Annotated in this window: 16 protein-coding genes; 8 read left to right on the forward strand and 8 right to left on the reverse strand. The window is 71.5% G+C overall.

The genetic code is table 11. The annotated features are described in order from the left end of the window. Positions 1–218: 218 nt before the first annotated feature. From eccE to OG729_RS10710, 8 genes are all read left to right on the forward strand, one after another. The gene (gene eccE / locus OG729_RS10675) at positions 219–1,514 is read left to right on the forward strand and encodes a type VII secretion protein EccE (protein WP_405805734.1); all 1,296 of its coding nucleotides are present in this window, start codon (positions 219–221) and stop codon (positions 1,512–1,514) included. Continuing rightward, positions 1,514–2,233, forward strand: a complete 720-nt coding sequence (locus tag OG729_RS10680; protein ID WP_360875430.1) for a hypothetical protein — start codon at positions 1,514–1,516, stop codon at positions 2,231–2,233. The genes eccE and OG729_RS10680 overlap by 1 nt, the downstream gene beginning before the upstream one ends. Before the next feature lie 290 nt (positions 2,234–2,523). Further along, the gene (locus OG729_RS10685) at positions 2,524–5,589 is read left to right on the forward strand and encodes an SCO5717 family growth-regulating ATPase (RefSeq protein WP_405805737.1); all 3,066 of its coding nucleotides are present in this window, start codon (positions 2,524–2,526) and stop codon (positions 5,587–5,589) included. A gap of 181 nt (positions 5,590–5,770) precedes the next feature. Continuing rightward, the gene (locus OG729_RS10690) at positions 5,771–7,582 is read left to right on the forward strand and encodes an ABC transporter substrate-binding protein (RefSeq protein WP_405805738.1); all 1,812 of its coding nucleotides are present in this window, start codon (positions 5,771–5,773) and stop codon (positions 7,580–7,582) included. A gap of 3 nt (positions 7,583–7,585) precedes the next feature. Continuing rightward, positions 7,586–8,635 carry an ABC transporter permease gene (locus tag OG729_RS10695; protein WP_405805739.1) on the forward strand — a complete coding sequence of 350 codons (1,050 nt, stop codon included), beginning with the start codon at positions 7,586–7,588 and terminating at the stop codon, positions 8,633–8,635. After that, positions 8,632–9,519 carry an ABC transporter permease gene (locus OG729_RS10700; RefSeq protein WP_360875421.1) on the forward strand — a complete coding sequence of 296 codons (888 nt, stop codon included), beginning with the start codon at positions 8,632–8,634 and terminating at the stop codon, positions 9,517–9,519. The genes OG729_RS10695 and OG729_RS10700 overlap by 4 nt, the downstream gene beginning before the upstream one ends. After that, positions 9,516–10,493, forward strand: coding sequence for an ABC transporter ATP-binding protein (locus OG729_RS10705; protein WP_360875419.1), 978 nt, complete (start codon positions 9,516–9,518; stop codon positions 10,491–10,493). The genes OG729_RS10700 and OG729_RS10705 overlap by 4 nt, the downstream gene beginning before the upstream one ends. A gap of 100 nt (positions 10,494–10,593) precedes the next feature. Beyond that, positions 10,594–11,553 (forward strand): ABC transporter ATP-binding protein, encoded by a 960-nt coding sequence (locus OG729_RS10710; RefSeq protein ID WP_360875417.1) that lies wholly within the window; start codon positions 10,594–10,596, stop codon positions 11,551–11,553. 289 nt (positions 11,554–11,842) lie between these two features. Here the strand turns inward: OG729_RS10710 and OG729_RS10715 are convergent, their stop codons facing one another. The 8 genes from OG729_RS10715 to nusA form a co-directional block, all read right to left on the reverse strand. Further along, complete coding sequence (locus OG729_RS10715) at positions 11,843–12,787, reverse strand: bifunctional riboflavin kinase/FAD synthetase (RefSeq protein WP_360875415.1); 945 nt, start codon at positions 12,785–12,787, stop codon at positions 11,843–11,845. A 41-nt stretch (positions 12,788–12,828) separates the two neighbouring features. Then, positions 12,829–16,356, reverse strand: coding sequence for a trypsin-like peptidase domain-containing protein (locus OG729_RS10720; RefSeq protein WP_405805740.1), 3,528 nt, complete (start codon positions 16,354–16,356; stop codon positions 12,829–12,831). Positions 16,357–16,561: 205 nt separating this feature from the next. Beyond that, positions 16,562–17,461 carry a tRNA pseudouridine(55) synthase TruB gene (gene truB / locus OG729_RS10725; protein ID WP_405805741.1) on the reverse strand — a complete coding sequence of 300 codons (900 nt, stop codon included), beginning with the start codon at positions 17,459–17,461 and terminating at the stop codon, positions 16,562–16,564. After that, positions 17,458–17,901, reverse strand: coding sequence for a 30S ribosome-binding factor RbfA (gene rbfA / locus OG729_RS10730; protein WP_360875409.1), 444 nt, complete (start codon positions 17,899–17,901; stop codon positions 17,458–17,460). Before rbfA ends, truB begins: the two co-directional genes overlap by 4 nt. A 32-nt stretch (positions 17,902–17,933) precedes the next feature. Next, positions 17,934–18,227, reverse strand: coding sequence for a DUF503 domain-containing protein (locus tag OG729_RS10735; RefSeq protein ID WP_360875406.1), 294 nt, complete (start codon positions 18,225–18,227; stop codon positions 17,934–17,936). A 169-nt stretch (positions 18,228–18,396) separates the two neighbouring features. Continuing rightward, positions 18,397–21,510: a translation initiation factor IF-2 gene (gene infB / locus OG729_RS10740; RefSeq protein ID WP_360875404.1), complete on the reverse strand. Its 3,114-nt coding sequence runs from the start codon at positions 21,508–21,510 to the stop codon at positions 18,397–18,399. A 148-nt stretch (positions 21,511–21,658) separates the two neighbouring features. After that, complete coding sequence (locus OG729_RS10745; protein WP_360875401.1) at positions 21,659–21,937, reverse strand: YlxR family protein; 279 nt, start codon at positions 21,935–21,937, stop codon at positions 21,659–21,661. 138 nt (positions 21,938–22,075) lie between these two features. Then, complete coding sequence (nusA, locus tag OG729_RS10750) at positions 22,076–23,095, reverse strand: transcription termination factor NusA (protein WP_405805744.1); 1,020 nt, start codon at positions 23,093–23,095, stop codon at positions 22,076–22,078. Between the last annotated feature and the right edge of the window lie 2 nt (positions 23,096–23,097).

Raw genomic sequence — 23,097 nt, forward strand, 5'->3', positions numbered from 1 at the left:
CCCCATTGATAAAGAAAGGCACTGTCTCCCCGCGGGGGCCTTGTGGTGAGCACGGTCCCCGGGCCCTGCTTGCCGGACCGGCCCCCTACTATGCCTGTTGATCGATGGTGCTCGTGGGGCGGGTAGGGTGATCCAGCCGCCAAAGGCCTTGCTACGCAGGGCCGGACAGGGGTGATCGGGATGAATTGGGGCCTAATGAACCGGGGGGTGTCGGAATAATGGCTTCCGCGACGCGGGTACGGCCGGCGGCCCACGGGCAGGCCTCCGCGCGGCCCGCAGCGCCGTCCCAGGGGCCGGCCGCACCCCGGCTCACAGCACGACCCGGGCACTTCGGTGCGTTCCGACTGCAACAGTTCGTACTGATCGAGATCGCCGCCGCGCTGCTCCTTGTCGCCTGGGTGATCGATCCCCTCATGCTGGTCCCGGCAGTTGTGGTGGCCGCGGTGCTGGTACTGCTCGCGCTGCTGCGCAGACACCGGCGTTCCCTGCCCGAGTGGCTCGCCACGGTCTTCGCGCTGCGCGCGCGCCGGCGCAGGGCCGCGTCCCTCGTCCTGCCGCGCGACACGGAACCGGGCCTCGCGCCCGCCGTCGAGTGCGACCCCGCCCTGCGGACGTACACCTACAGCGACCGCGACCGCCGCCCGGTCGGCATGATCGGCGACGGGACCTTCCTTACGGCGCTGCTGCAGGTCGAGTCGGACGCGACGGCCCTGCGGCCCGAGCGCACGGCGAGACCGCTGCCGATGGCTCTCGTGCGGGACGTGCTCGACGTCGACGGCATCCGGCTGGAGTCGGCGCAGATCGTCCAGCACACCCAGCCCGCCCCCGCCCCGCATCTGCCGCAGCAGTCGGTGGCCGCGCGCAACTACGCGCCACTGCAGGCCCAGACGGGCTCGCCGGCGATGCGGATCACCTGGATCGCGCTCAAGCTCGACCCGGAGCTCTGCCCCGAGGCGGTGGCGGCTCGCGGCGGCGGTCTCGAAGGCGCGCAGAAGTGTCTGGTGCGCACGGCCGACCAGTTGGCGAGCCGGCTCACCGGCGCCGGGTTCCGGGCGACCGTGCTCACCGAGCAGGAGCTGACGGCGGCCATCGCCACCTCCTCCTGCGCCAGCCCCATGGCCATCGCCCAGGCCGGCCGGGCCGAGGCGCCCGCGCGGCGCACCCAGGAGACCTCGCGCACCTGGCGCGTCGACGACCGCCGCCACACCACGTACTGGGTGGGCCGCTGGCCCCAACTCGGCGGCGGCGGCGCCCCGATGCCGCAGCTCGTCGCGCTGCTCACCTCGATTCCCGCGCTGGCCACCACCTTCAGTCTCACGCTGGGCCACGGCGACCGGCAGGGCGTGTCCGTGACCGGCCATGTCCGCATCACCGGGCGCAGCGACGAGGAACTGGTCGCGGCCCGTCATGAACTGGAGCGCGCCGCCCGCGGAGTCAAGACCGGTCTGGTACGGCTCGATCGCGAGCAGCTGCCCGGGATGCTCGCCACACTGCCGCTCGGGGGAGCCCGCTGATGTCTTCGTCTGCCGCCAAGCCGCGTCTCGGCTTCGGACTGATCGGACCGCGCCGCGACCGGCACGCGCTGTCGCTGGACCAACTGGCCGCGCTCGCGCTGCCGGTCGGCGACGACGGCATGGTCATCGGGGTCGACGCGGAGGGCAAGCCCGCCGTGCTCGGCATCAACCGGCCCACTCCGTACGACGTGACGCTCATCGGCGGTCTGTGGACGGCGCAGGTGCTCGCGCTGCGCGCGGCTGCGACCGGAGCCCGGGTCACCGTGGAGACGGGCCGGGCGCCCGCCTGGACGACGCTCGCGCAGGCGGCGGGCGGCGGAACGCAGGTCATCTCGCTGCACGATGTGGGCCGGGTGCCGCCGCAGGGTGCGTCGGCCGGCAGCCCGGTGGTCGTCATCCGTGACTGCGGAATGCGGCCGCCGCGCGGCCGGGTGGTCTCGGGTCCGTGGCAGTCCGTGGTGACGCTGCTGCCGTATCTGAGCCCGGTGGCGCCGCGGCTGATGGAGAAGTCGGGTCTGGTCGGCGTTCAGCGCGTCTCGCCCGACGAGGCCGCGCAGATCGGGCGCATCATGCATCTCCCGCGGCCCGAGACGGAGGCGCTGTCCACGCTCGCGGACGGCGTCACACTCTGGTGTACCGCGCGGGACCGGCAGTTCGTCATGACTCAGGCCACGGACGCCGAGACCGGATTGTTGGGCAGCGCCCGCCGGATGGACTGACCGGCCGTAAGTCCGTAGGTAGTTGTACCATTTTGACCCACCGGCTCCCTTACGCTACGCCGCACTCAGGTCACTTGGGGGCAGTGCGTGACGCACAGGACAGCGGTCGAGGGGCGGTCTGCCCTGCCGGACCGGCGTTGTTGGCGATTAGGGTGGTACAGGGCGCGTCAGCGGAAACCTGCGGGCATGTTGGCAGCGTCCCCAGGGGGAGAGCCGGGCCGATCGGACGACTGAGGTCGCCCCCCACACCCACAACGGCACAAGGGTGCTCGACCACACCAGGAGGCAAAGTGAACGGCGATCGGAACGAGATCCGCGGGGGATGGAACATTCCCGCCGACGAGTCCGACGCGGATCCCGCCGAGCTGACGGGTGAGTTCACCATCGACTACACCCCGCCCGCCTGGTACACGCAGAACGCGTCGGGCGACACCTCGGGTGGGGGCGCGGGTCAGACGCCTCCTCCGCCACCGCCGAACGGGGCGCCGGTGGCTGTGCCCGGGCTGCCTGCGGGGAGCGGGTTCGAGCCGAACTGGGCGCCGACGCCGACGCCGACGCCGCCTCCGGCGCAGGTTCCGGCACCCGCGCCTGCACCGGCGCCGGGTCCGGGTCCGGTTCAGACGCCTGCACCCGCTCCGGGTCCGGCGCCTGCGCCTGCACCCGCTCCGATCCCGGCTCCCGCGCCTGCTCCGGTTCAGGCGCCTCCGGCAGCGCCCGTTGCGGCACCCGCGCCCGCTTTGGCCCCGGTTGCCGAGGCCGCTTCGCAGCCCTTCGGGGGCGGCGATGTGGAGAGCGGCGCGACCATGCGGTTCTCCCCGGCCGCGCTGAAGCGCGAGATGGAGGAGCGCGCGGCGGCGAAGGAGACCGAGGAGTCCGGTGCCGCTTCGGCCCCGGAGTCGGAGACCGCCCCGCAGAGCGCCGCGGCCGATTCCGCCGAGGCCGGGGCGGACGATGCGCCCGAGGCCGCGGCCGAGGGCCCCGCGGAGACCGCTGACGCCGCCGAGGAGACCTCCGACACGGATGGTTCCGGGGACATCGAGGTCCACGACTCCGCGGCGCAGGACGCCCCCGAGGCGCGCGACTCCGAAGCCCGCGACGGCGATGACGCCGGAGCTCGTGAGGAGGACGCCCCGCAGAGCCCGGCAGAGGCAACGGCCGAGGAGCCGGCCGACTCCGTGCCCCAGGACACTCCGCCACAGGACGCTGCCCCGCAGGACGCCGTTCCGGCCGTGGCGGAGGCGCCCCAGGATGCTGCGCCCGCGCCCGTGTCGGCTCAGCCCTGGTCTCCCGCGCCTGCCGCGCAGAGTGCCGGGCTGCCGCCACTGCCGCCGGCCTTCCAGCCGGCCGCCCCGGCGTCCGCGCCGCAGTGGCCCGTGTCCCCGCAGACGGCGGAACAGTCCGCCCCGCCGCAGCCTCAGCAGCCGGTGCAGGGTGGTTATGGGTTCCCGCAGCCGGGTCAGCCGACACCCGCCGCGCCGCTGCCGCCGACGGCACCCGATCCCAACGCCCAGGCCCCACAGGGTGGTTACGGGTTCCCGCAGCCCGGACAGCCCGTGCAGCAGCCGCCCGCGCCGCAGCCCCAGCAGCCCGTGCAGGGTGGTTACGGGTTCCCGCAGCCCGGACAGCCCGTACAGCAGCCCCCTGCGCCGCAGCCCCAGCAGCCCGTCCAGGGCGGCTACGGGTTCCCGCAGCCCGGACAGCCCGTACAGCAGCCACCCGCGCCGCAGCCCCAGCAGCCCGTGCAGAGCGGCTACGGGTTCCCGCAGCCCGGCGCGAACGCGCCCGTACCGCTGCCGCCGCAGGCCCCGCAGACGCCCAATCTGCCCGCGCCCGCCACGCCCCAACTGCCCGCCCAGCAGGCCCACCCCCAGGCCCAGCCGCATGCTCACCCGCAGGGCCGGCCCCAGCCCCCGGCCGGCCCCGCCGACCCGCGGGCCGGTGCCGCCTGGCCCACGCCGGTCACGCACGACCAGCGCGAGCGTTCCGTGCCGGGCGCCCCGCTCGGGTACACCGCGGCCGTCGAGCTCTCCTCGGACCGTCTCCTGCGCAACAACAAGCAGAAGGCCAAGAGCAGCCGCAACCCCTCCTCCGCCGCCCGCTTCAAGCTCGGCGGCAAGAAGGAGGAGGCCGAGCGGCAGCGCAAGCTCGACCTCATCCGTACGCCGGTCCTGTCCTGCTACCGGATCGCGGTCATCAGCCTCAAGGGCGGCGTCGGCAAGACCACGACGACCACCGCGCTCGGCTCGACCCTGGCCACCGAGCGGCAGGACAAGATCCTGGCGATCGACGCCAACCCGGACGCCGGCACGCTCGGCCGCCGGGTGCGCCGCGAGACCGGGGCCACCATCCGCGACCTCGTTCAGGCGATCCCGTACCTCAACTCGTACATGGACATCCGCCGGTTCACCTCGCAGGCGCCCTCCGGTCTGGAGATCATCGCCAACGACGTGGACCCGGCGGTCTCCACGACGTTCAACGACGAGGACTACCGGCGCGCGATCGACGTACTGGGCAAGCAGTACCCGATCATCCTCACCGACTCCGGCACCGGTCTGCTCTACAGTGCGATGCGCGGAGTGCTCGACCTGGCCGACCAGTTGATCATCATCTCGACGCCGTCCGTGGACGGCGCGTCCAGCGCGTCGACGACGCTCGACTGGCTGTCCGCGCACGGGTACGCGGAGCTGGTGCAGCGCTCCATCACGGTCATCTCCGGAGTCCGCGAGACCGGCAAGATGATCAAGGTCGACGACATCGTGCAGCACTTCCAGACGCGCTGCCGCGGTGTGATCGTGGTGCCGTTCGACGAGCACCTGGCGGCCGGCGCCGAGGTGGACCTCGACATGATGCGACCGAAGACCCGTGAGGCGTACTTCAACCTCTCCGCGCTGATCGCCGAGGACTTCGTACGCGCCCAGCAGCAGCAGGGGCTGTGGACCGCGGACGGCAATCCGCCGCCCCACCTGGCCCCGCCGATGCCGGGACAGCAGCAGGTACCGGGTCAGCCGCAGGTGCCGGGACAGCCCATGCCCGGTCAGCCGTACGCACCCCAGCACCCGCAGCAGCCCTACCCCGGCCAGCCGCAGGGTCAGCCGCAGCCGCCGTACGGAGGCCAGCAGCCCTACCCGCCGCAGGGCTGGCAGCAGTCGCTGCCCTCCCAGGCCCAGTCCCCGGCCACTCCGGCCGGACCGCCGCCCGGACAGTACGGCCAACCGGGTCAACCCGCTCCCCCCGCGCTCCCCGGTCAGCAGGGCCAGCCGGGTGGTCCGGGACAGCCCGATCTGCAGGGGCCCGTGCCGCCCGCCGGATGGCCCCAGCAGCAGCCTCCGCAGGCGCCGCCAGCCCCTCAGCAGTAGGGCGGCACAGGACTGAACCAATGAGGGCCCGCACCGTCTCCACGGTGCGGGCCCTCATCGCATTCCCCCAGCCCAGAAGGGGTTTGACGGCCCGTTGACGGAGCTCGACCACCGCTGATAGACCTTCGCCTCACCAGCCGGCGAACCAGTCTCCGAGCGAGTGATGACGCGAGGTCGTCCCATGGTCACAAAGGTTCCAACACGCATCCGACGTCTTCTGGCCACCGGCGCCACGGGCGCATTAGTCGTGGCCGGTGGGGCAGGCCCCTCGGCTCAGGCCGCCGACGACGGCGGCAAGAAGGTCCTCACCGTCGCCGTCTCACAGAGCGTGGACTCCCTCAGCCCGTTCCTGGCCTCGAAGCTGGTCTCCACCAGCATCCACCGGCTGGCCTACGAGTACCTGACGAACTACGACGTCAAGGACGCCCACACCGTCCCGGGACTTGCCACCGGATGGAACTCGTCGCCGGACAAGCTGACCTGGACGTACACCATCCGGAAGAACTCCAAGTGGTCCGACGGCCGGCAGGCCACCGCAGAGGACGCCGCCTGGACCTTCAACAAGATGATGACGGACGAGAACGCCGCGACCGCCAACGGCAGCTTCACATCCAACTTCAAGAAGGTCTCGGCCGCCGACCCGCAGACCCTGGTCATCGAGCTGAAGAAGCCTCAGGCCACCATGACGGCGCTCGATGTGCCGATTGTGCCCAAACACATCTGGGAGAAGGTCGGCGACTTCTCGAAGTTCAACAACGACAAGAAGTTCCCCATCGTCGGCAACGGCCCCTTCGTCATCACCGGCTTCAAGGTCGACCAGTACGTCAGGCTCAAGCCGAACAAGGACTTCTGGCGCGGCGCGCCGAAGTTCGACGAGCTGGTGTTCAAGTACTACAAGGACGGCGACGCGGCCGTCGCGGCGCTGCAGAAGGGCGAGGTCTCCTTCGTCCAGGGCCTCACCCCGGCGCAGGCCGCCTCGCTCAAGTCCGCCCCGAACATCAAGGTCAATGACGCTCCGGGGCGGCGCTTCCTGGCGCTCGCCGCCAACCCAGGCGCTCAGTCGAAGGACGGCAAGAGGTTCGGCAACGGCAATCCCGCGCTGCTCGACCCCGTCGTACGCAAGGCGCTCTTCCACTCCGTCGACCGGAAGGCGATCGTCGACAAGGTCTACCAGGGCCATGCCGTGGCGGGTGAGGGCTATATCCCGCCACGCTTCGAGGGCTACTTCTGGAAGCCGTCCGACAGCCAGCGGATCGCCTACGACCCGGCCAGAGCGGCCGCGCTCCTCGACGGCGCCGGCTACCGGAAGAACGGCTCCGGCAAGCGCCTCGGCAAGGACGGCAAGCCGCTCGGCTTCCGCATCCTCTGCCATGCCACCGAGCCGAACGACAAGGCGATCGGCAAGTATCTGCAGGAGTGGTGGGGCGCGCTCGGCATCGGGCTGAAGGTCGACTGTCTGGACAATGTCTCCGACCCGTGGGCGGCGGGCGAGTACGACCTCGCGTTCGACGGCTACTCCGTCAACCCGGACCCGGACTACGTCCTGTCTATCCACACCTGCCCGGCGCTGCCTGCCACCCCGAAGGACACCGGTCAGACGGACAACTTCATCTGCGACAGACAGCTCGACGCGCTGTACGCGAAGCAGATCGTCGAATACGACGCGGCCAAGCGGGTGGACCTCGTCAAGCAGATGGAGTCGCGGCTGTACGACACCGGGTACATGAATGTCATGGCGTATCCGAACGCGGTCGAGGCGTACCGCACCGACCAGATCAAGGCCATCAAGACGATGCCGGAGGCCGCGGGCAACATCTACGGCCAGGACGGCTACTGGAGCTGGTGGTCCGCGGAACCCGCCGCCGGGGGCGGCTCCGGCAGCGGCTGGTCCACGGGCCTCATCATCGGTGCCGGCGCGGCGATCGTGGTCGCCGCCGGACTCGGGGTCATCTTCGCGCTGCGCCGCCGTTCCACCGCGGAAGACCGTGAGTAGTCGATGACCGCCACCAGCACGGCGAGCACCACCGCTGTGGCGCGGGCCCCCGAGGCCCGCGCCAAGAGCGGCAATGCACGCGCCTATCTCCTCTATGTGGCGGGCAAGCTGGGCGGGGCGGCGGTCTCGCTGCTCGCCGTGCTCGTCACCAGCTTCTTTCTGTTCCGGATCATCCCCGGCGATCCGGTGCGGACAATGACACACGGCCGCCAGGTGTCTGCCCAACAACTCGCAGTGCTGCGCCGCCAGTTCGGCCTCGATCTGCCCCTGTGGCAGCAGTTCACGGACTACTGCGGCAAGGCGCTGACCGGCGATCTCGGTACGTCGTACCAGTTCCACGCACCCGTCGGAAAACTGATCGCCGAGAAGCTGCCCGCGACGCTGCTGCTGACCGGCGTCGCCGTGGTGATCTACTCGGCGATCGGTCTCTGGCTCGGCACCCGCTCGGCGTGGCGGCACGGCAGCCTCGGCGACAGGCTCAGCACGGGTGTGGCGCTGACCCTCTGGTCGGTGCCGTCCTTCTGGCTCGGTCTGCTGCTGATCATCACCTTCTCGGTGGGCATCGGGCCGATCCCCGGCCTCTTCCCCACCGGCGGCATGGAGTCGGGCGACGAGACCGGCTTCGCGTATGTCGCCGATGTCGCCCATCACCTGGTGCTGCCGGTCCTCACTCTGGTCGCGGTCGGATACGCGCAGACGCTGCTGGTGATGCGCTCCTCGCTGCTCGACGAGATGGGCAGCGACTATCTGACGACGGCACGGGCCAAGGGGCTGCGTGACGACGCGGTACGCCGCCGGCATGCCGTACCCAATGCGCTGCTGCCCACCGTCACCATGGTCTTCATCAACCTCGGCCATGTGGCGGCCGGTTCGATCCTGGTCGAGACGGTGTTCTCCTGGCCAGGCCTCGGCGGGCTGTTCTACCAGGCCCTGAGCGTGCCCGATCTGCCGCTCGTACAGGGTCTTTTCGTGGTCTTCGCGGGCGCGATGATCATGATGAACCTCCTCGCCGACCTGCTCTATCCGCTGCTCGATCCCCGGGTGGGCCGATGACAAGCGCACTCGTGTGGACCCGCCGGCGCGACTCCGTGGCCCGCTTCTGGCGCTCGTACCGTACGCACCGCGCCGGCTTCCTCGGTCTCGGCGCGCTCGCGCTCATCGCCCTGATCGCGCTGGCCGCGCCGCTGCTCGTCGGCAGCGACGTGCAGAGCGTGACAAACGCGCCGGGTACCGCGCTCGAGTCGCCGAGCGATGAATTCCCGCTCGGCACCGACCAGTTCGGGCGCTCGCTGCTCGGACTGCTGGTGTGGGGCGCGCGGATCTCGCTCACCGTCGGGCTGCTCGCGGCCGCCCTGTCGGTGGCCATCGGCACCCTGGTCGGCATCGTCGCCGGGCACTACGGCGGCTGGTTCTCCACCGTCCTCATGCGGATCACGGACTGGTTCCTGGTGATGCCGACACTGGTGCTGGCGATCGTCCTGGCGACCGTGATGTCCCGGAGCGTGTGGACGGTGATCCTGGCGATCGGCGTCACCAGCTGGCCGACCACCGCGCGACTGGTGCGGGCGCAGACGATCGCGGTCGAGTCACGTCCGTACATCGAGCGCGCCAGGGCACTCGGCGGCGGTCACCGCCACATCATGACCCGCCATGTGCTGCCCAATGTGATGCCGCTGGTCCTCGCGCAGACCACGCTCGGCATCTCCACGGCGATCCTGACGGAGGCGACGCTCGCGTTCCTCGGCCTCGGCGATCCGACGGTCGTCTCGTGGGGCGGCATGCTCCAGGACGCGCGGGAGGCGGGCGCGGTGTCGTCGGGCCACTGGTGGTATCTGGCGCCGCCCGGCATCGCCATCGCGGTGGTGGCGCTCGCGTTCACGCTGTGCGGGCGGGCGATCGAGGCTGTCCTCAACCCGAAGCTGGGGGTGGCGCGTTGAGCTTGCTCGAAGTCAAGAACCTGCGGGTCACATACGGTTCCGGGGCGCGGGCGGTACCGGCCGTACGCGGCGTCGACCTGAGGGTGGCCGCCGGGCAGAAGCTGGGCATCGCGGGCGAGTCGGGCTGCGGCAAGTCGACGCTGGCCCTGGCGCTGCTCCGGCTGCTGCCCGCCACAGCGCACTTGAGCGGCGAGATTCTCATTGACGGGGAGGATGTCCTCACCATGAAGTGGGGGCGGCTGCGGGCCGTGCGGTGGGCGGGGGCATCGATCGTCTTCCAGGGCGCGATGCACTCCCTCAACGCGGTGCACCGGATCGGCGACCAGATCGCCGAGCCGATCCTGCTGCACCAGAAGACCACCCCGGCGGCCGCCCGGCAGCGCGCCCGCGAGCTGCTGGAACAGGTGGGGCTGCCGGTCGCCCGCGCGGACGCCTATCCGCACGAGCTGTCCGGCGGGCAGCGGCAGCGCGTGATGATCGCGATGGCGCTGGCGTGCGACCCGCGGCTGATCGTCGCGGACGAGCCGACGACCGCGCTGGATGTGATGATCCAGGCGCAGATCCTCCGGCTGATCGAACAGCTGGTCGCCGTGCAGGACATCAGCCTGCTGATGATCAGCCACGATCTGGCGGTGCTCGCCGAGACCTGTGACCGTCTCGCGGTGATGTACGCGGGCCGGATCGTCGAGGAGGGCCCGGCGCAGACGGTGTACGGGGCGGCGGAGCATCCGTACGGGCGCGCGCTGTCCGAGGCCTTCCCACGCATCGGCGACACCGCGTCCCGCCGCGCACCCCGCGGCCTGCCGGGCGACCCGCCCGACCCGTCGGCGCTGCCGAGCGGCTGTACGTTCCACCCGCGCTGCCCGGTTGCGCTGGCCGCGTGCGCGGATGAGGACCAGGCGCTGGTGACGGCGGGTGAGGGGCACCTGGCGGCGTGCGTGCGGGTGGGCGCGGCGACGGAGGGGCTGCGGTGAGGTGCGCCCTGCCACGCGGCTCGGATTCGGTCGTGACGTGCGCCCTGTCCCGGGCCTTCCCGGAACTCCCGTGTCCCACAGCCCGGTTCAGGAGCCGCCCATGACCACCACTCCCCTGCTCTCCGCCACCGGTCTGCACGTCACCTTCCCCGGGCGGCGCGGCGGGCCGGTCGCCCGGGCCGTCGACGGGGTCGATCTCGACATCGGCGCGGGCGAGATCGTCGCCCTGGTCGGTGAGTCCGGCTGCGGCAAGACCACGCTGGCTCGCTCGTTGCTCGGCCTGGTGGCGCCGACGTCCGGCCGGGTCACCTTCGGCGGCGTACCGCTCTCGTACAGCTCCCGCGCGCTGAAGACATACCGCAAGCGGGTGCAGCTGGTGCTCCAGGATCCGAGCGGCTCGCTCAACCCGCGGCACACGGTGTACGACGCGGTGGCCGAGGGCCTGCGGATCCACGGGCACGCCGGGGACGAGCGCGAGGCGGTCGCCGAGGCGCTGTCGCGCGCCGGGCTGCGGCCGCCCGAACGCTTCTTTCTGCGCTATCCGCACGAACTGTCCGGCGGCCAGCGCCAGCGCGTCGTCATCGCCGGCGCGCTGGTCCTGGAGCCCGAACTGATCGTCGCGGACGAGCCGGTGGCCTCACTGGACGCGTCCGTACGCGGCGAGATCCTCGCGCTGCTGCTCCGGCTGCGGGACGAACTGGGCCTGTCCGCGCTGGTGGTGACCCACGACCTGGGGCTCGCGTGGAACATCGCGGACCGGGTGGCGGTGATGTACCTGGGCCGGATCGTGGAGGCGGGCACGGTGGAGGAGGTCTTGACGTCGCCCCGACACCCGTACACGCGGGCGCTGTTGTCCGTGCTCCCGGAATCCGACATCCCGCCGGTGGTCCTGACGGGCGAACCCCCGGACCCGTCCCGCATCCCCGGCGGCTGCCGCTTCCACGCGCGCTGCCAGGTGCTGGCGTCGGGCGAGGCGGAGAGGGCGGGGGTGGCGGAGAGATGCAGGACGGGGGAGCTGGGGGTGCTGGGGGGTACGGGGGTGGCGTGCCACTGGGCGTGAAGGGGTTTGTTCCCCCACCCCGCCCCTTCCCGAAACCCTGACGGGAACGGTGGGGGCTGAGGCCCTCGATGCCCCGCTCCACGGCGCGGGGTGTGCCATGCCCTCGGGTGCAGGGGGACGCGCAGGGGTCGTGTTCTGGACGTAAAGCGGCGCAACTCGCGCGAAGCGCGGTGAGGAAAGCAGTCCAGAATTCGAGCCCCGTAGCGGACCCAGCCCCGCATCTGCGGACCCGTCCGCGCCCGAAACCCGCACCCCGCACCCCCGTCAGGGAACCCGCCCCGAGAGGAACCTACGCCGCGCCCGTCAGCTCACGGCACTTCTTGACGTCCGCCGCAATCGCATCCAGCAGCACTTCGATCGACTCGAACTTCTCCTGCCCTCGCACATACGCCAAGAAGTCCACGGCCACATGCAGGCCGTACAGATCCAGCCCCACCCGGTCGATCGCATACGCCTCGACCGTCCGCTCCGTGCCGTCGAACTGCGGATTCGTCCCCACCGAGATCGCCGCCGGCATCCTCTCCCCGTTCGCCGTCAGCCACCCCGCATACACCCCGTCCGCCGGGATCGCCGTGTGCGGCAACGTCTCCACGTTCGCCGTCGGGTAGCCCAGCTCGCGGCCGCGCTGCGCGCCCCGGACCACCACGCCCTCGACGCGGTGCGGGCGGCCCAGGATCTCGTTCGCGCCCTCGACGTCGCCGGCGGCGATCAACCGGCGGGCCAGGGTGGAGGAGAACGGCTCGCCGCCCCCCGCCGCGCCGCTCACGTACAGGTCGACGACCTCGACCTCGTAGTCGTACGTCTCGCCCAGCTCGGAGAGGAACGCGACATTCCCCGCGGCCTTGTGGCCGAAGCGGAAATTCGGGCCCTCGATGACCGCGCTCGCGTGCAGCTTGTCGACGAGGACCTTCACGATGAAGTCCGCGGGCGACAGCTTCGAGAACTCGGTCGTGAACGGAAGGATGAGCACCGCGTCCACGCCCAGCTCCGCCATCAGCTCGGCGCGCCGGTGGTGCGGTGCGAGCAGCGGCGGGTGGCTGCCGGGGCGCACGACCTCGCTCGGGTGCGGGTCGAAGGTGACGACGACGGAGGGGATGCCGAGCTCACGGGCCCGCTCCACCGCACGGCCGATGATCAGCTGGTGACCACGGTGGACCCCGTCGTAGGAGCCGATGGTGACGACGCTGCGCCCCCAGTCCTGGGGGATGTCCTCCAAGCCACGCCAGCGCTGCACTGTGACCGCTCCTCGCCCGAACCTGTGTACGTGATTGCCGGTTACGCAGGTCTAAGACTGCCATGCCCGCGGCTGTCGGTTCGCATCGGCATCGGGCTGCCCACCGTCTCGACCATCCGGCGCGCGCTGGGACCGACGACCGCGGCCCATTCCTGGGGCGCCCGGGCCAGCCACCCGGTAACGAGCGGGGCGAACCCCGGCACCTCGCGGGCGAGCTCGACAAGGCACCGGTCGAAGCGGGTCGCGCCCTCGGGCGTACGGACGAGAAGGAGGCCGGTGCGGTGCACCAGATCACGGGTGCGGGCCTCGGGACGCATCGCGCAGCCGAGCGCGGCGGCCCGCAGCAGGGCGTCCAGGACGGCGGGGTCGCGGGTCTCGTTCTGCTCGTGCTGCTCCAGCAGTACCTCGAGGAGCTCGGCCCGCAGCGGCCGCGAGGCATGGCTCCCCGGCGCCGCGAGGACGGGCGCAAGGGCGCCACGCACATGTTCGGGCCGGCCTCGCAGCAGGCGGGTGACCAGCGGGAACAGAATGGCTCGGGCAGCCGGGCCCTGTTCCAGGCGGCGGTCGATGTAAGCGGCGGCATGAGCCGCGCCCTCGGGCCGGTTCTCGACGTACTCGCCGACGAGCGCGGCCACGCGCCGGGCGAGGGCCGGCGTGGAGACCTCGGCGAGAGCGCGCAGGACCTCCCCCGCGCCGTCGCCCGGCTGGTACAGCCGCTCCCGGAAGGCATCGAGCACCGGCTCGGGGTGCGTGGTGAGCGCGGCGGTCAGCGCACTCGGGGGCAGCCGTGGATCACCGGCTGCGAAGGCCGTCAGCGCCTGGGCGAGATGGCGGGGGCGGGTGTGGGGGTCGTGGACGAGCAGGGCGAGAGCGGACCCGTGCTGCGTTGTGTCGTCGGTGTGGGCGAGCAGCGCCAGCGCGGCGTATCTGAGCAGCTCGCGGTCGGCGTCGCTGTCGACCCGGCCGACGGCGGCCAGTGCGTACGAGGCGGCGGCGGCCCTTCGCTCGGGCCGCGGGTCGTGGGCCCAGCGGTCGACGGCCCGGCACAGGGCGGACGGCTCGTCCTCGGCGAGCGCGGTGAGCAGTTCGTCGGCGCGGGGGTGGACGGTGGCGACAAGGGCTTCGGTGAGGTCGTCGATGGCGAGGTCGCGGCGGGCGTACAGCAGTGCCTGCGCGGCGGCGGCGACGGTGGGCCGCACCTCGGCGGCGGGGTCGGCGGGCAGCGGCGTCGCATCCGAGAACCAGCGGCACAGCAGGGGCTGTACGACGGCGGGCCGGGCGGCCAGCCGCGCGGCGACGGCATCCAGATAGCGTGGCCGCGTACCGGCCCCGGGTACGCCGTCGGCCGGTACAAGCCGCCGCAGGAGATCGAGCCGCTGGGCCTCCGTCACCCGCAGCCGCTCCCAGAACCAGGGCCCGAACTCACCGAGTCCGCCGAGGTGTTGGGGCCCTCCCGAGCGTACGGAACGCCGGGTGATCCGCTCGGCGAGCAGCCACAGCACCGGCAGATACGCTTCCGCGTCGGGCACCCGCAGCAGCGTCTGCCCCAGCAGCTGCGCACCCCACCACCGGGCGTCGTCGAGCCGCGCGCCGCTCTCGCCGTCCGCCCCCTCCAGACCGCTCTCGCCGCGCGCCCCCTCCAGACCGTCGAGCGCCTCCACCAGTTCCTGCAGCCTGGGCGCCAGTGCCGCCGGGCCGCGCACCCGGTCCAGCAGCAGCAGTGCCTGGACCACAGGACCGATGCGGTGCCGCGGGACCGGCAGCAAGCAGGGTTTCCGCTCCCCCAACTCCACCGGCCCCCGCGCCCGCCAGCGGTGGACCAGCCGGTGGAGCGCCGCATCGAGGTCGAGGTGCGCGCCCTGGACCCAGTCCGCAAGCTCCTCGTGTGCGAAGCGGTAGCCCGCCCCCGCCGGGACCAGCAGGCCCTCGGTGAGGACCGCGGACGCCCATCCCTGCTGCCACGGGAAGATCTCTTCGAAGGACTCGCGGTCCAGCTCCCCCTGCCCGGGACCGAGGCAGCGCCGGGCCGCCTCATGGACCTGGGCCGCCACCTTCGCCGCCAGTCGGCGCACGGCGGACCCGCGCGAGTGGGACCGGGATGCCGCGGCGATGCGTACCGCGATCCGCAGGCAGAGCAGATCCAGATGCGCGGTGAAGACGTCCTCGCGGCACGGCTGCCCAGGCACCTCGCCGGGCAGCGCCTCCCGTACCTCCGCGAGCAGCCGCAGCGCGAGCGGATGCCGTTCGTCCGCGGTGGCGATCGCCCCGGCCGGGAGCCCGTAGCGCTCCCGCGCGCGCTCCGCCTCGCCGACGCCGAGTCGACCGATCCGGAGCGCAGGCGGGAGCCGGTGCGCGGGCTGCGCGGGCCGGTGCAGTACGTCCGGCGGATAGAGGGCTCCGGCCTGCTCCCAGTGCTCGGGTCGGCAGCCGACGACCATCCGCACCGCGCATGAGCTCAGCCAGCTCACCGTTCCCGCCGTCCAGTCCGCCAGCCGGTGGGCAAGCGCGGGCGGCATCTCCTCGGGCCCGTCCAACAGCACCAGCAGCGGCCGCCCCGCCTCACGCGCCAGCCGCGCCACCCGCTCGGGGGTGACGAGTTCCATGTCGCAGCGCGAACCGGAGGCGGCCAGGATGCGTCCGGCCCGTCCGAGGGCGCGCGCAACGGCGTCGGCGACCGAGGCGTCGTCGGCGTGCAGATCGGCGCCGCGCAGCCACACGGTGGGGGCGGGCTCCGCGCCGCGGGCACGGCGCGCGGCGAGCGCGGCGAGTTCGGTCGTACGCCCCGTGCCGGGTTCGCCGACGAGAGCCATCACCAGTGCGCTGAAGGCTGCGAACTCCCTTACTGTGTCCGGACGTTCAACGGGATCGTGCCGGACGCCCGGCCGGCCGGCCGAGCCCACGGAGGTCGCGGTGAGCTCCAGTACGGCGGCGAGGTTGAGATCGTGTCCGCGCCCGGGAACGGTCGCGGCGTTGCGCCGCAGCAGTTCGGCGAGCGGCCCGTCCGCCGGCAGTCCCGTCGGCCGCAGCGGCAGCGCGAAGCCGGCCGCCCGGTGTCCGGACAGCAGCGCGGTGCCGAGGACCGCGAGCACCGCTCCGGTCGAGGCGTCCAGCACGGGTCCCCCGGCGGCCTCGCCGCCGAGGCGCAGCGCATCGCTCCCGTCGGTCCCGATAGCCAACTCCAGGGCGTCGCCCACCAGATGGAAGCGGTCGGTCGCGGTGTAGGTCACCTGGGCCGCGCCGAGCACCCGCGCCTCACGCCAGCCGCGCGCGGGGATCCGTACATACGTCCCCGGCTCGACCCGCTCACGCGTGCTGATCGGCAGCGGACGCACCCCGAGCCCTTCGGTGCGCACCAGTGCCAGACCCGCCTCCGGCAGCGGGGTGATGGCATCGGCCTCGGCAAGACAGGTGCGGTCGCCGGGGGCGTGCAGCACCACCCGGACCAGCCCGTCCACGGCCTCATGACTGGTTACGACCGTGCCCAGCTCGTCGGCGACGAACCCGGTACCGCGCGGCCGCCCGGCCAGATCGCAGATACGTACCAGCGTTGCCAGGTCCCCGCGTCCCATGATCTCGACGGTAGGACGGCGATGATCGCCAGGTGAAGAACGTGTGGCGAAAGCGCCCCCAAGTGCACCCGTGGTTCACTCCGAGCGCCTGCCCGGTGGGGTGAATAAGAGGGCCGCGATGGATAGACCCTGTGGGGAGGGGGATCGTGGAACGGGCAGGCGTGCCTGCCCGTTCCACGGTGGGATCGATATCCCCGGCGAGCGCTCAGCCGAAGACGGCGAGGCTCTTGGCCTTGCCCTTGTGCTCCTCCACCAGAGCCAGGAACCGGCCGTCGGGCCCGAAGACCGCCACGGGCGCGGTGTCGTACGGCGGCATGTCCAGCCGTACGCCGTTGATGAGCAGCCTGGCGCGCCTCTCGTCCACGTCCCAGCGCGGGAACGCGGCGGCCGCCGCCTCCGCGATCGGCATCACGGTGAGCTCCTCCTGGAGCTGCTCCAGCGTCTTCGCCGCGTCCAGGCCGTAAGGACCCACGCGGGTGCGGCGCAGTGCCGTGAGATGCCCGCCGACGCCGAGATGGGCGCCGAGGTCACGGGCCAGGGCGCGGATGTACGTACCGGAGGAGCAGACCACCGATACGACCAGGTCGACGACGGGCGTGCCGTCCTCGGCCACGCCCTCGCGGACGTCGTAGACCGTGAACTGCGAGACGGTGACCGGGCGGGCCGGGATGTCGAACTCCTCGCCGCCGCGCACGCGCGCGTACGACCGCTTGCCGTCGATCTTGATGGCGCTGACCTTGGACGGTACCTGCATGATGTCGCCGCTCAGCGTGGCCACGCCCGCGTCGATCGCGTCCCGGGAGATCCCGGAGGCGTCCGCCGACGAGGTGATCTCGCCCTCGGCGTCATCCGTGACCGTGTTCTGCCCCAGCCGGATGGTGCCGAGGTACTCCTTCTCGGTCAGCGCGAGGTGCCCGAGAAGTTTGGTGGCCTTCTCGACGCCGAGCACGAGCACACCGGTGGCCATGGGGTCGAGCGTCCCCGCATGCCCGACGCGGCGGGTCCTGGCGATCCCGCGCATCTTGGCGACGACGTCGTGCGAAGTGAAGCCGGACGGCTTGTCGACGATGACAAGGCCGTCCGGCGTTTTTGCCGTGCTGCTCATTCCGAGGCTTCGTCCTCGTCCTCGGGCTTGCGGTACGGGTCGGCCTCGCCGGCGTACGCGGCGCCCGAGGACGCCTCGCGCACCTTGGCGTCGGAGGCACGCGCCTTGTCGAGGAGGTCCTCGATCGTCTTGGCGTTCTCCGGGAGTGCGTCCGCCACAAAGGTGAGGGTCGGCGTGAACTTCGTCCCCGCCGCCGCTCCGACCGCCGAGCGCAGTACGCCCTTGGCGCTCTGCAGCCCGGCCGCCGCGCTCGCCCGGTCCTCGTCGTCGCCGTAGACCGTGTAGAAGACCGTGGCCTCCCGCAGGTCACCGGTGACGCGAGTGTCCGTGATGGTCACGTGCGTGCCCAGGCGCGGGTCCTTGATGCCGCGCTGCAGCTTCTCGGCGACCACCTCCCGGATGAGGTCCGCCAGCTTCTTCGCCCGCGCGTTGTCGGCCACTGGTCCGTCTCCTTCTTTGCCTTGCTCAAGCTTCAGTCTTCGTCGCTGTGGAGTCTGCGTCTCACGGAGAGCAGTTCCACCTCGGGCCGGGCGGCGACCAGGCGCTCGCACCGGTTGAGTACGTCTGTCAGGTGCCCCGTGTCCCCGGAGACCACCGCCAGGCCGATCTCGGCCCTGCGATGGAGGTCCTGGTCGCCGACTTCCGCCACGCTCACCGCGTATTTGCGCTGGAGCTCGGCGACTATCGGCCGGACGATGGAGCGTTTCTCCTTCAGCGACCGGACGTCGCCGAGGAGCAGATCGAAGGACAGTGTCCCCACATACATGTATGTCCGGATGTCCCGCCGGTTCGGGGTCAGTGGCCCCGCCGACCACTTGGCAGGGACACAAGAACCGTACACGCAACGGCCGGGGCCGATCGACGGATATATGTCCGTCGACCGGCCCCGACCTGACAGGTGGCTCCGGGGGTGTCCCCCGGAAAACCCGGCCTGATCAGCCGCGCGGCTTCTCGCGCATCTCGTACGTCGCAATGACGTCGTCGACCTTGATGTCGTTGAAGTTTCCGAGGTTGATACCGCCCTCGAAGCCTTCGCGAATCTCGGTGACGTCGTCCTTGAAGCGACGCAGACCCTCGATGTTGAGGCTCTCCGCGATGACCTTGCCGTCGCGGATGAGCCGGGCCTTGGTGTTGCGCTTGACCTCGCCGGAGCGGATGAGAACACCCGCGATGTTGCCCAGCTTGGACGAGCGGAAGACCTCGCGGATCTCCGCCGTGCCGAGCTCGACCTCTTCGTACTCCGGCTTGAGCATGCCCTTGAGGGCCGCCTCGATCTCCTCGATGGCCTGGTAGATCACCGAGTAGTACCGGACGTCGACGCCCTCGCGCTCCGCCATCTGCGCGGCACGGCCGGCCGCACGGACGTTGAAGCCGATGACGATGGCGTCGGAGCCCATCGCCAGGTCGATGTCGGACTCGGTGACCGCACCCACACCACGGTGGAGAACGCGGATCTCGACCTCTTCGCCGACGTCGAGCTGGAGCAGCGAGGACTCGAGAGCCTCCACCGAACCGGACGCGTCGCCCTTGATGATGATGTTGAGATCCTGCACAAGACCGGCCTTGAGCACCTTGTCGAGGTCCTCGAGGGACACCCGGCGAGTGCGCTTGGCGAAGGCGGCATTGCGCTCACGCGCGGCGCGCTTCTCGGCGATCTGACGGGCCGTACGGTCCTCGTCGACGACCAGGAAGTTGTCGCCGGCGCCGGGGACGTTGGTGAGACCCAGGACCAGGACGGGGGTCGACGGACCCGCTTCCTCGACGTTGTTGCCGTTGTCGTCGAGCATCGCCCGGACACGGCCGTACGCGTCACCGGCGACCATCGTGTCGCCGACCCGCAGCGTTCCGCGCTGGACGAGCACGGTGGCGACGGCACCGCGACCGCGGTCGAGGTGGGCCTCGATCGCAATACCCTGCGCGTCCATCTCGGCGTTCGCCCGGAGGTCGAGCGAAGCGTCCGCGGTCAGGACCACGGCCTCCAGCAGGCTGTCGATGTGCAGACCCTGCTTGGCGGAGATGTCGACGAACATGGTGTCGCCGCCGTACTCCTCGGCCACCAGACCGAACTCGGTCAGCTGACCGCGCACCTTGGTCGGGTCCGCGCCCTCGACGTCGATCTTGTTGACCGCGACCACGATCGGCACGCCTGCCGCCTTGGCGTGGTTCAGCGCTTCGATCGTCTGGGGCATCACACCGTCGTTCGCCGCCACCACGAGGATCGCGATGTCGGTGGACTTGGCACCACGGGCACGCATGGCGGTGAACGCCTCGTGACCCGGGGTGTCGATGAAGGTGATCTTGCGGTCTTCACCGTTGACCTCGGTGCCGACCTGGTACGCACCGATGTGCTGCGTAATGCCGCCGGCCTCGCCCGCGATGACGTTCGTCTTGCGGATGGCGTCGAGCAGTCGGGTCTTACCGTGGTCGACGTGACCCATGACGGTCACGACCGGCGGACGGGAGACGAGCATTTCCTCGCCGCCCTCGTCCTCGCCGAACTCGATGTCGAAGGACTCGAGAAGCTCGCGGTCCTCCTCCTCCGGGCTGACGATCTGAACCGTGTAGTTCATCTCGTCGGCCAGCAGCTGCAGCGTCTCGTCGGAGACCGACTGCGTGGCCGTGACCATCTCGCCGAGGTTCATCATCACGGCGACGAGCGACGCCGGGTTGGCGTTGATCTTCTCCGCGAAGTCGGTGAGGGACGCACCGCGCGACAGGCGAACAGTCTCGCCGCTGCCGCGAGGCAGCATCACACCGCCGACCGACGGGGCCTGCATGGCCTCGTACTCCTGGCGCCTCTGCCGCTTCGACTTACGGCCACGACGCGCCGGGCCGCCGGGACGACCGAAGGCGCCCTGCGTGCCACCACGGCCACCGGGGCCACCCGGACGTCCGCCGAAGCCGGGACGGCCACCGCCGCCACCGAAGCCGCCGCCACCACCGGGGCCACCGCCACCGGGACGACCGGCGAAACCGCCGCCGCCACCGGGACGACCGCCACCGCCGCCGCCACCGCCGGGACGACCGGCGAAGCCGCCGCCGCCACCGCCGGGACGACCGGCACCGGCGCCGCCGGGACGACCGCCGCCGCCACCGGGACCGCGACCGCCGCCGCCACCGGGGCCGCCACCAGGACGGGGACCGGCAGCCGGACGCTGCGGCATCATGCCCGGGTTCGGGCGGTTACCCGCGGGGGAGCCGCCCGGGCCACCGGCAGAACGCGGCGCCTGCGGACGCGGCATGCCGCCGGGGGACGGACGTGCGCCGCCCTGACCCTGCGGACGGGGCGCGCCGCCGGGACCACCCTGCGGACGAGGGGCGCCGGGAGCGCCGCCACCGGGACGGGGAGCGCCGCCCGGACGGGGCGCCTGCGGGCGCGCCATTCCGGTGGAGCCACCCGAGGTGAAGGGGTTGTTGCCCGGACGGGGACCGGCCGGACGACCGCCGGGGCGCGGGGCGCCCTGACCGGCGGGACGCGCCGGACGCTCGCCGCCACGGCCACCGTCACGGCCGCCGTCACGCTGACCGCCGGCCGGAGCCGGACGGGCAGAGCCGCCGGCCGGACGAGGCCCGGGAGTGGCACCCGCGGGACGCGGGGCCTGCGGCGCAGCGGGCTGTGCCGGGGCGGGCGCCGAGAACTCGGCAGCGGGCACCGGAGCCGCGGGCGCGGGCTTGGCCGGCGCAGGCTTGGGACCCGGACGCGGTCCGGGAGCCGGAGACACAGAGGGGGCGCTGCTCGCCGGAGCCTCGGCTGCGGCCGGCTTGGGGGCCGGGGCGCCGGGCTTGGGGGCAGCGGGACGGGCCGACGACGCCGGTGAGGGCGCGGCAGGCTTGGCGGGCGCGGCCTTGCGAGGCGCGCCGGGCTTGGCAGCGGACTTGCCGGCGGAGCCGGGTCCCTGCAAAGCGTCAGTCAACTTACGTACAACCGGCGCCTCGATCGTCGAGGACGCCGAACGGACGAATTCACCGAGTTCTTGGAGCTTGGCCATGACGACCTTGCTCTCCACGCCGAACTCCTTGGCGAGTTCGTATACCCGGACCTTAGCCACTTCGCTCCTTTTAGGTCCGGGTTACCGCCGGACCGTCGCTACTTCATGGGCGTACTCATCGCGTACTCATCGAGTGCTCATCGCAATCTCGACCTACTTCCAACTCGCGAGGTACCTGACCGCACGGGGTCCCGTGCCGTACTTCTTCTTACAGTGCTGCCTGTTCGACATACCGGCGTACATCCGCGGTATCGAGCGGCCCCTTGACCCTGAAGGCCCTGAGGAACGCCCGGCGGCGGACTGCCATATCGAGACAGACCAAGGCGGGGTGCACATACGCACCCCGGCCGGGCAGCGTACCGCGATCATCGGGGACGCATACTTCCCCGCTCACCACGATCCGCAGCAGATCGCTCTTGGCCGCTCGCTCCCGGCATCCCACACAGGTTCGCTCAGGGCATACGCGGGTCTGCGTCCGGCCAGACACGTTCAGTCTACCTCCCCGCACCGACCTCACCCCTTTGGGGCAAAAATCGAACGGCTGTTGTCTCGATCTAGGTGAGGCCTGTGCGCTCCCGGTACGGGTCCGCCGTCACTACAACGGGTTCCCGTCCGGTCACATTCCTCAGACCTCGTCCGACCCCTGCTCGGAGCCCTGCTCGGCGCTCTGCTCCGTGTCGGGGCGGATATCGATGCGCCAGCCGGTGAGGCGGGCGGCCAGCCGGGCGTTCTGCCCCTCCTTGCCGATCGCCAGCGACAGCTGGTAGTCGGGGACCGTCACCCGGGCGGAGCGGGCGCCGAGGTCGACGACCTCCACCTTGCTGACGCGGGCCGGCGAGAGGGCGTTGGCCACCATCTCGGCCGGGTCGTCCGACCAGTCCACGATGTCGATCTTCTCGCCGTGCAGCTCGGCCATGACATTGCGCACACGGCCGCCCATCGGGCCGATGCAGGCGCCCTTGGCGTTGAGGCCCGAGCGGGTCGAGCGGACGGCGATCTTGGTGCGGTGACCGGCCTCGCGGGCGATCGCCGCGATCTCGACGCTGCCGTCCGCGATCTCCGGGACCTCGAGCGCAAAGAGCTTTTTCACCAGATTGGGGTGGGTGCGGGACAGGGTGACGGACGGCCCGCGCACGCCCTTGGCCACGCGTACGACATACGTACGAAGGCGCTGGCCGTGCGTGTACTCCTCGCCCGGCACCTGCTCCTGCACCGGCAGGATCGCCTCGAGCTTGTCGTCCAGCTTGACCAGGACGTTCTTGGGGTCCTTGCCCTGCTGGACCATGCCTGCGACGACATCGCCCTCACGGCGGGCGTACTCGCCGAAGGTGACATCGTTCTCGGCGTCACGCAGCCGCTGCTGGATGACCTGGCGGGCGGTGGTGGCGGCGATCCGGCCGAAGTCGGAGGGGGTGTCGTCGAATTCCTTCGGCTCCTGCCCCTCCTCGAGATCGGCTGCGTCCTCCTTGGCCCACACGGTCACATGGCCGGTGTCCCGGCTGAGCACGACACGGGCGTGGCGGCGGCTGCCCTCGGTGCGGTGGTACGCGATGAGGAGGGCCGACTCGATCGCCTCGACCAGCAGGTCGAAGGGGATCTCCTTCTCTTGTGCCAAGCCCTTCAGGAGCTTTACGTCGATGTCCACGG

The organism is Streptomyces sp. NBC_00210 (assembly GCF_045160975.1).
In the GTDB taxonomy this organism is placed as follows: Bacteria; Actinomycetota; Actinomycetes; order Streptomycetales; family Streptomycetaceae; genus Streptomyces.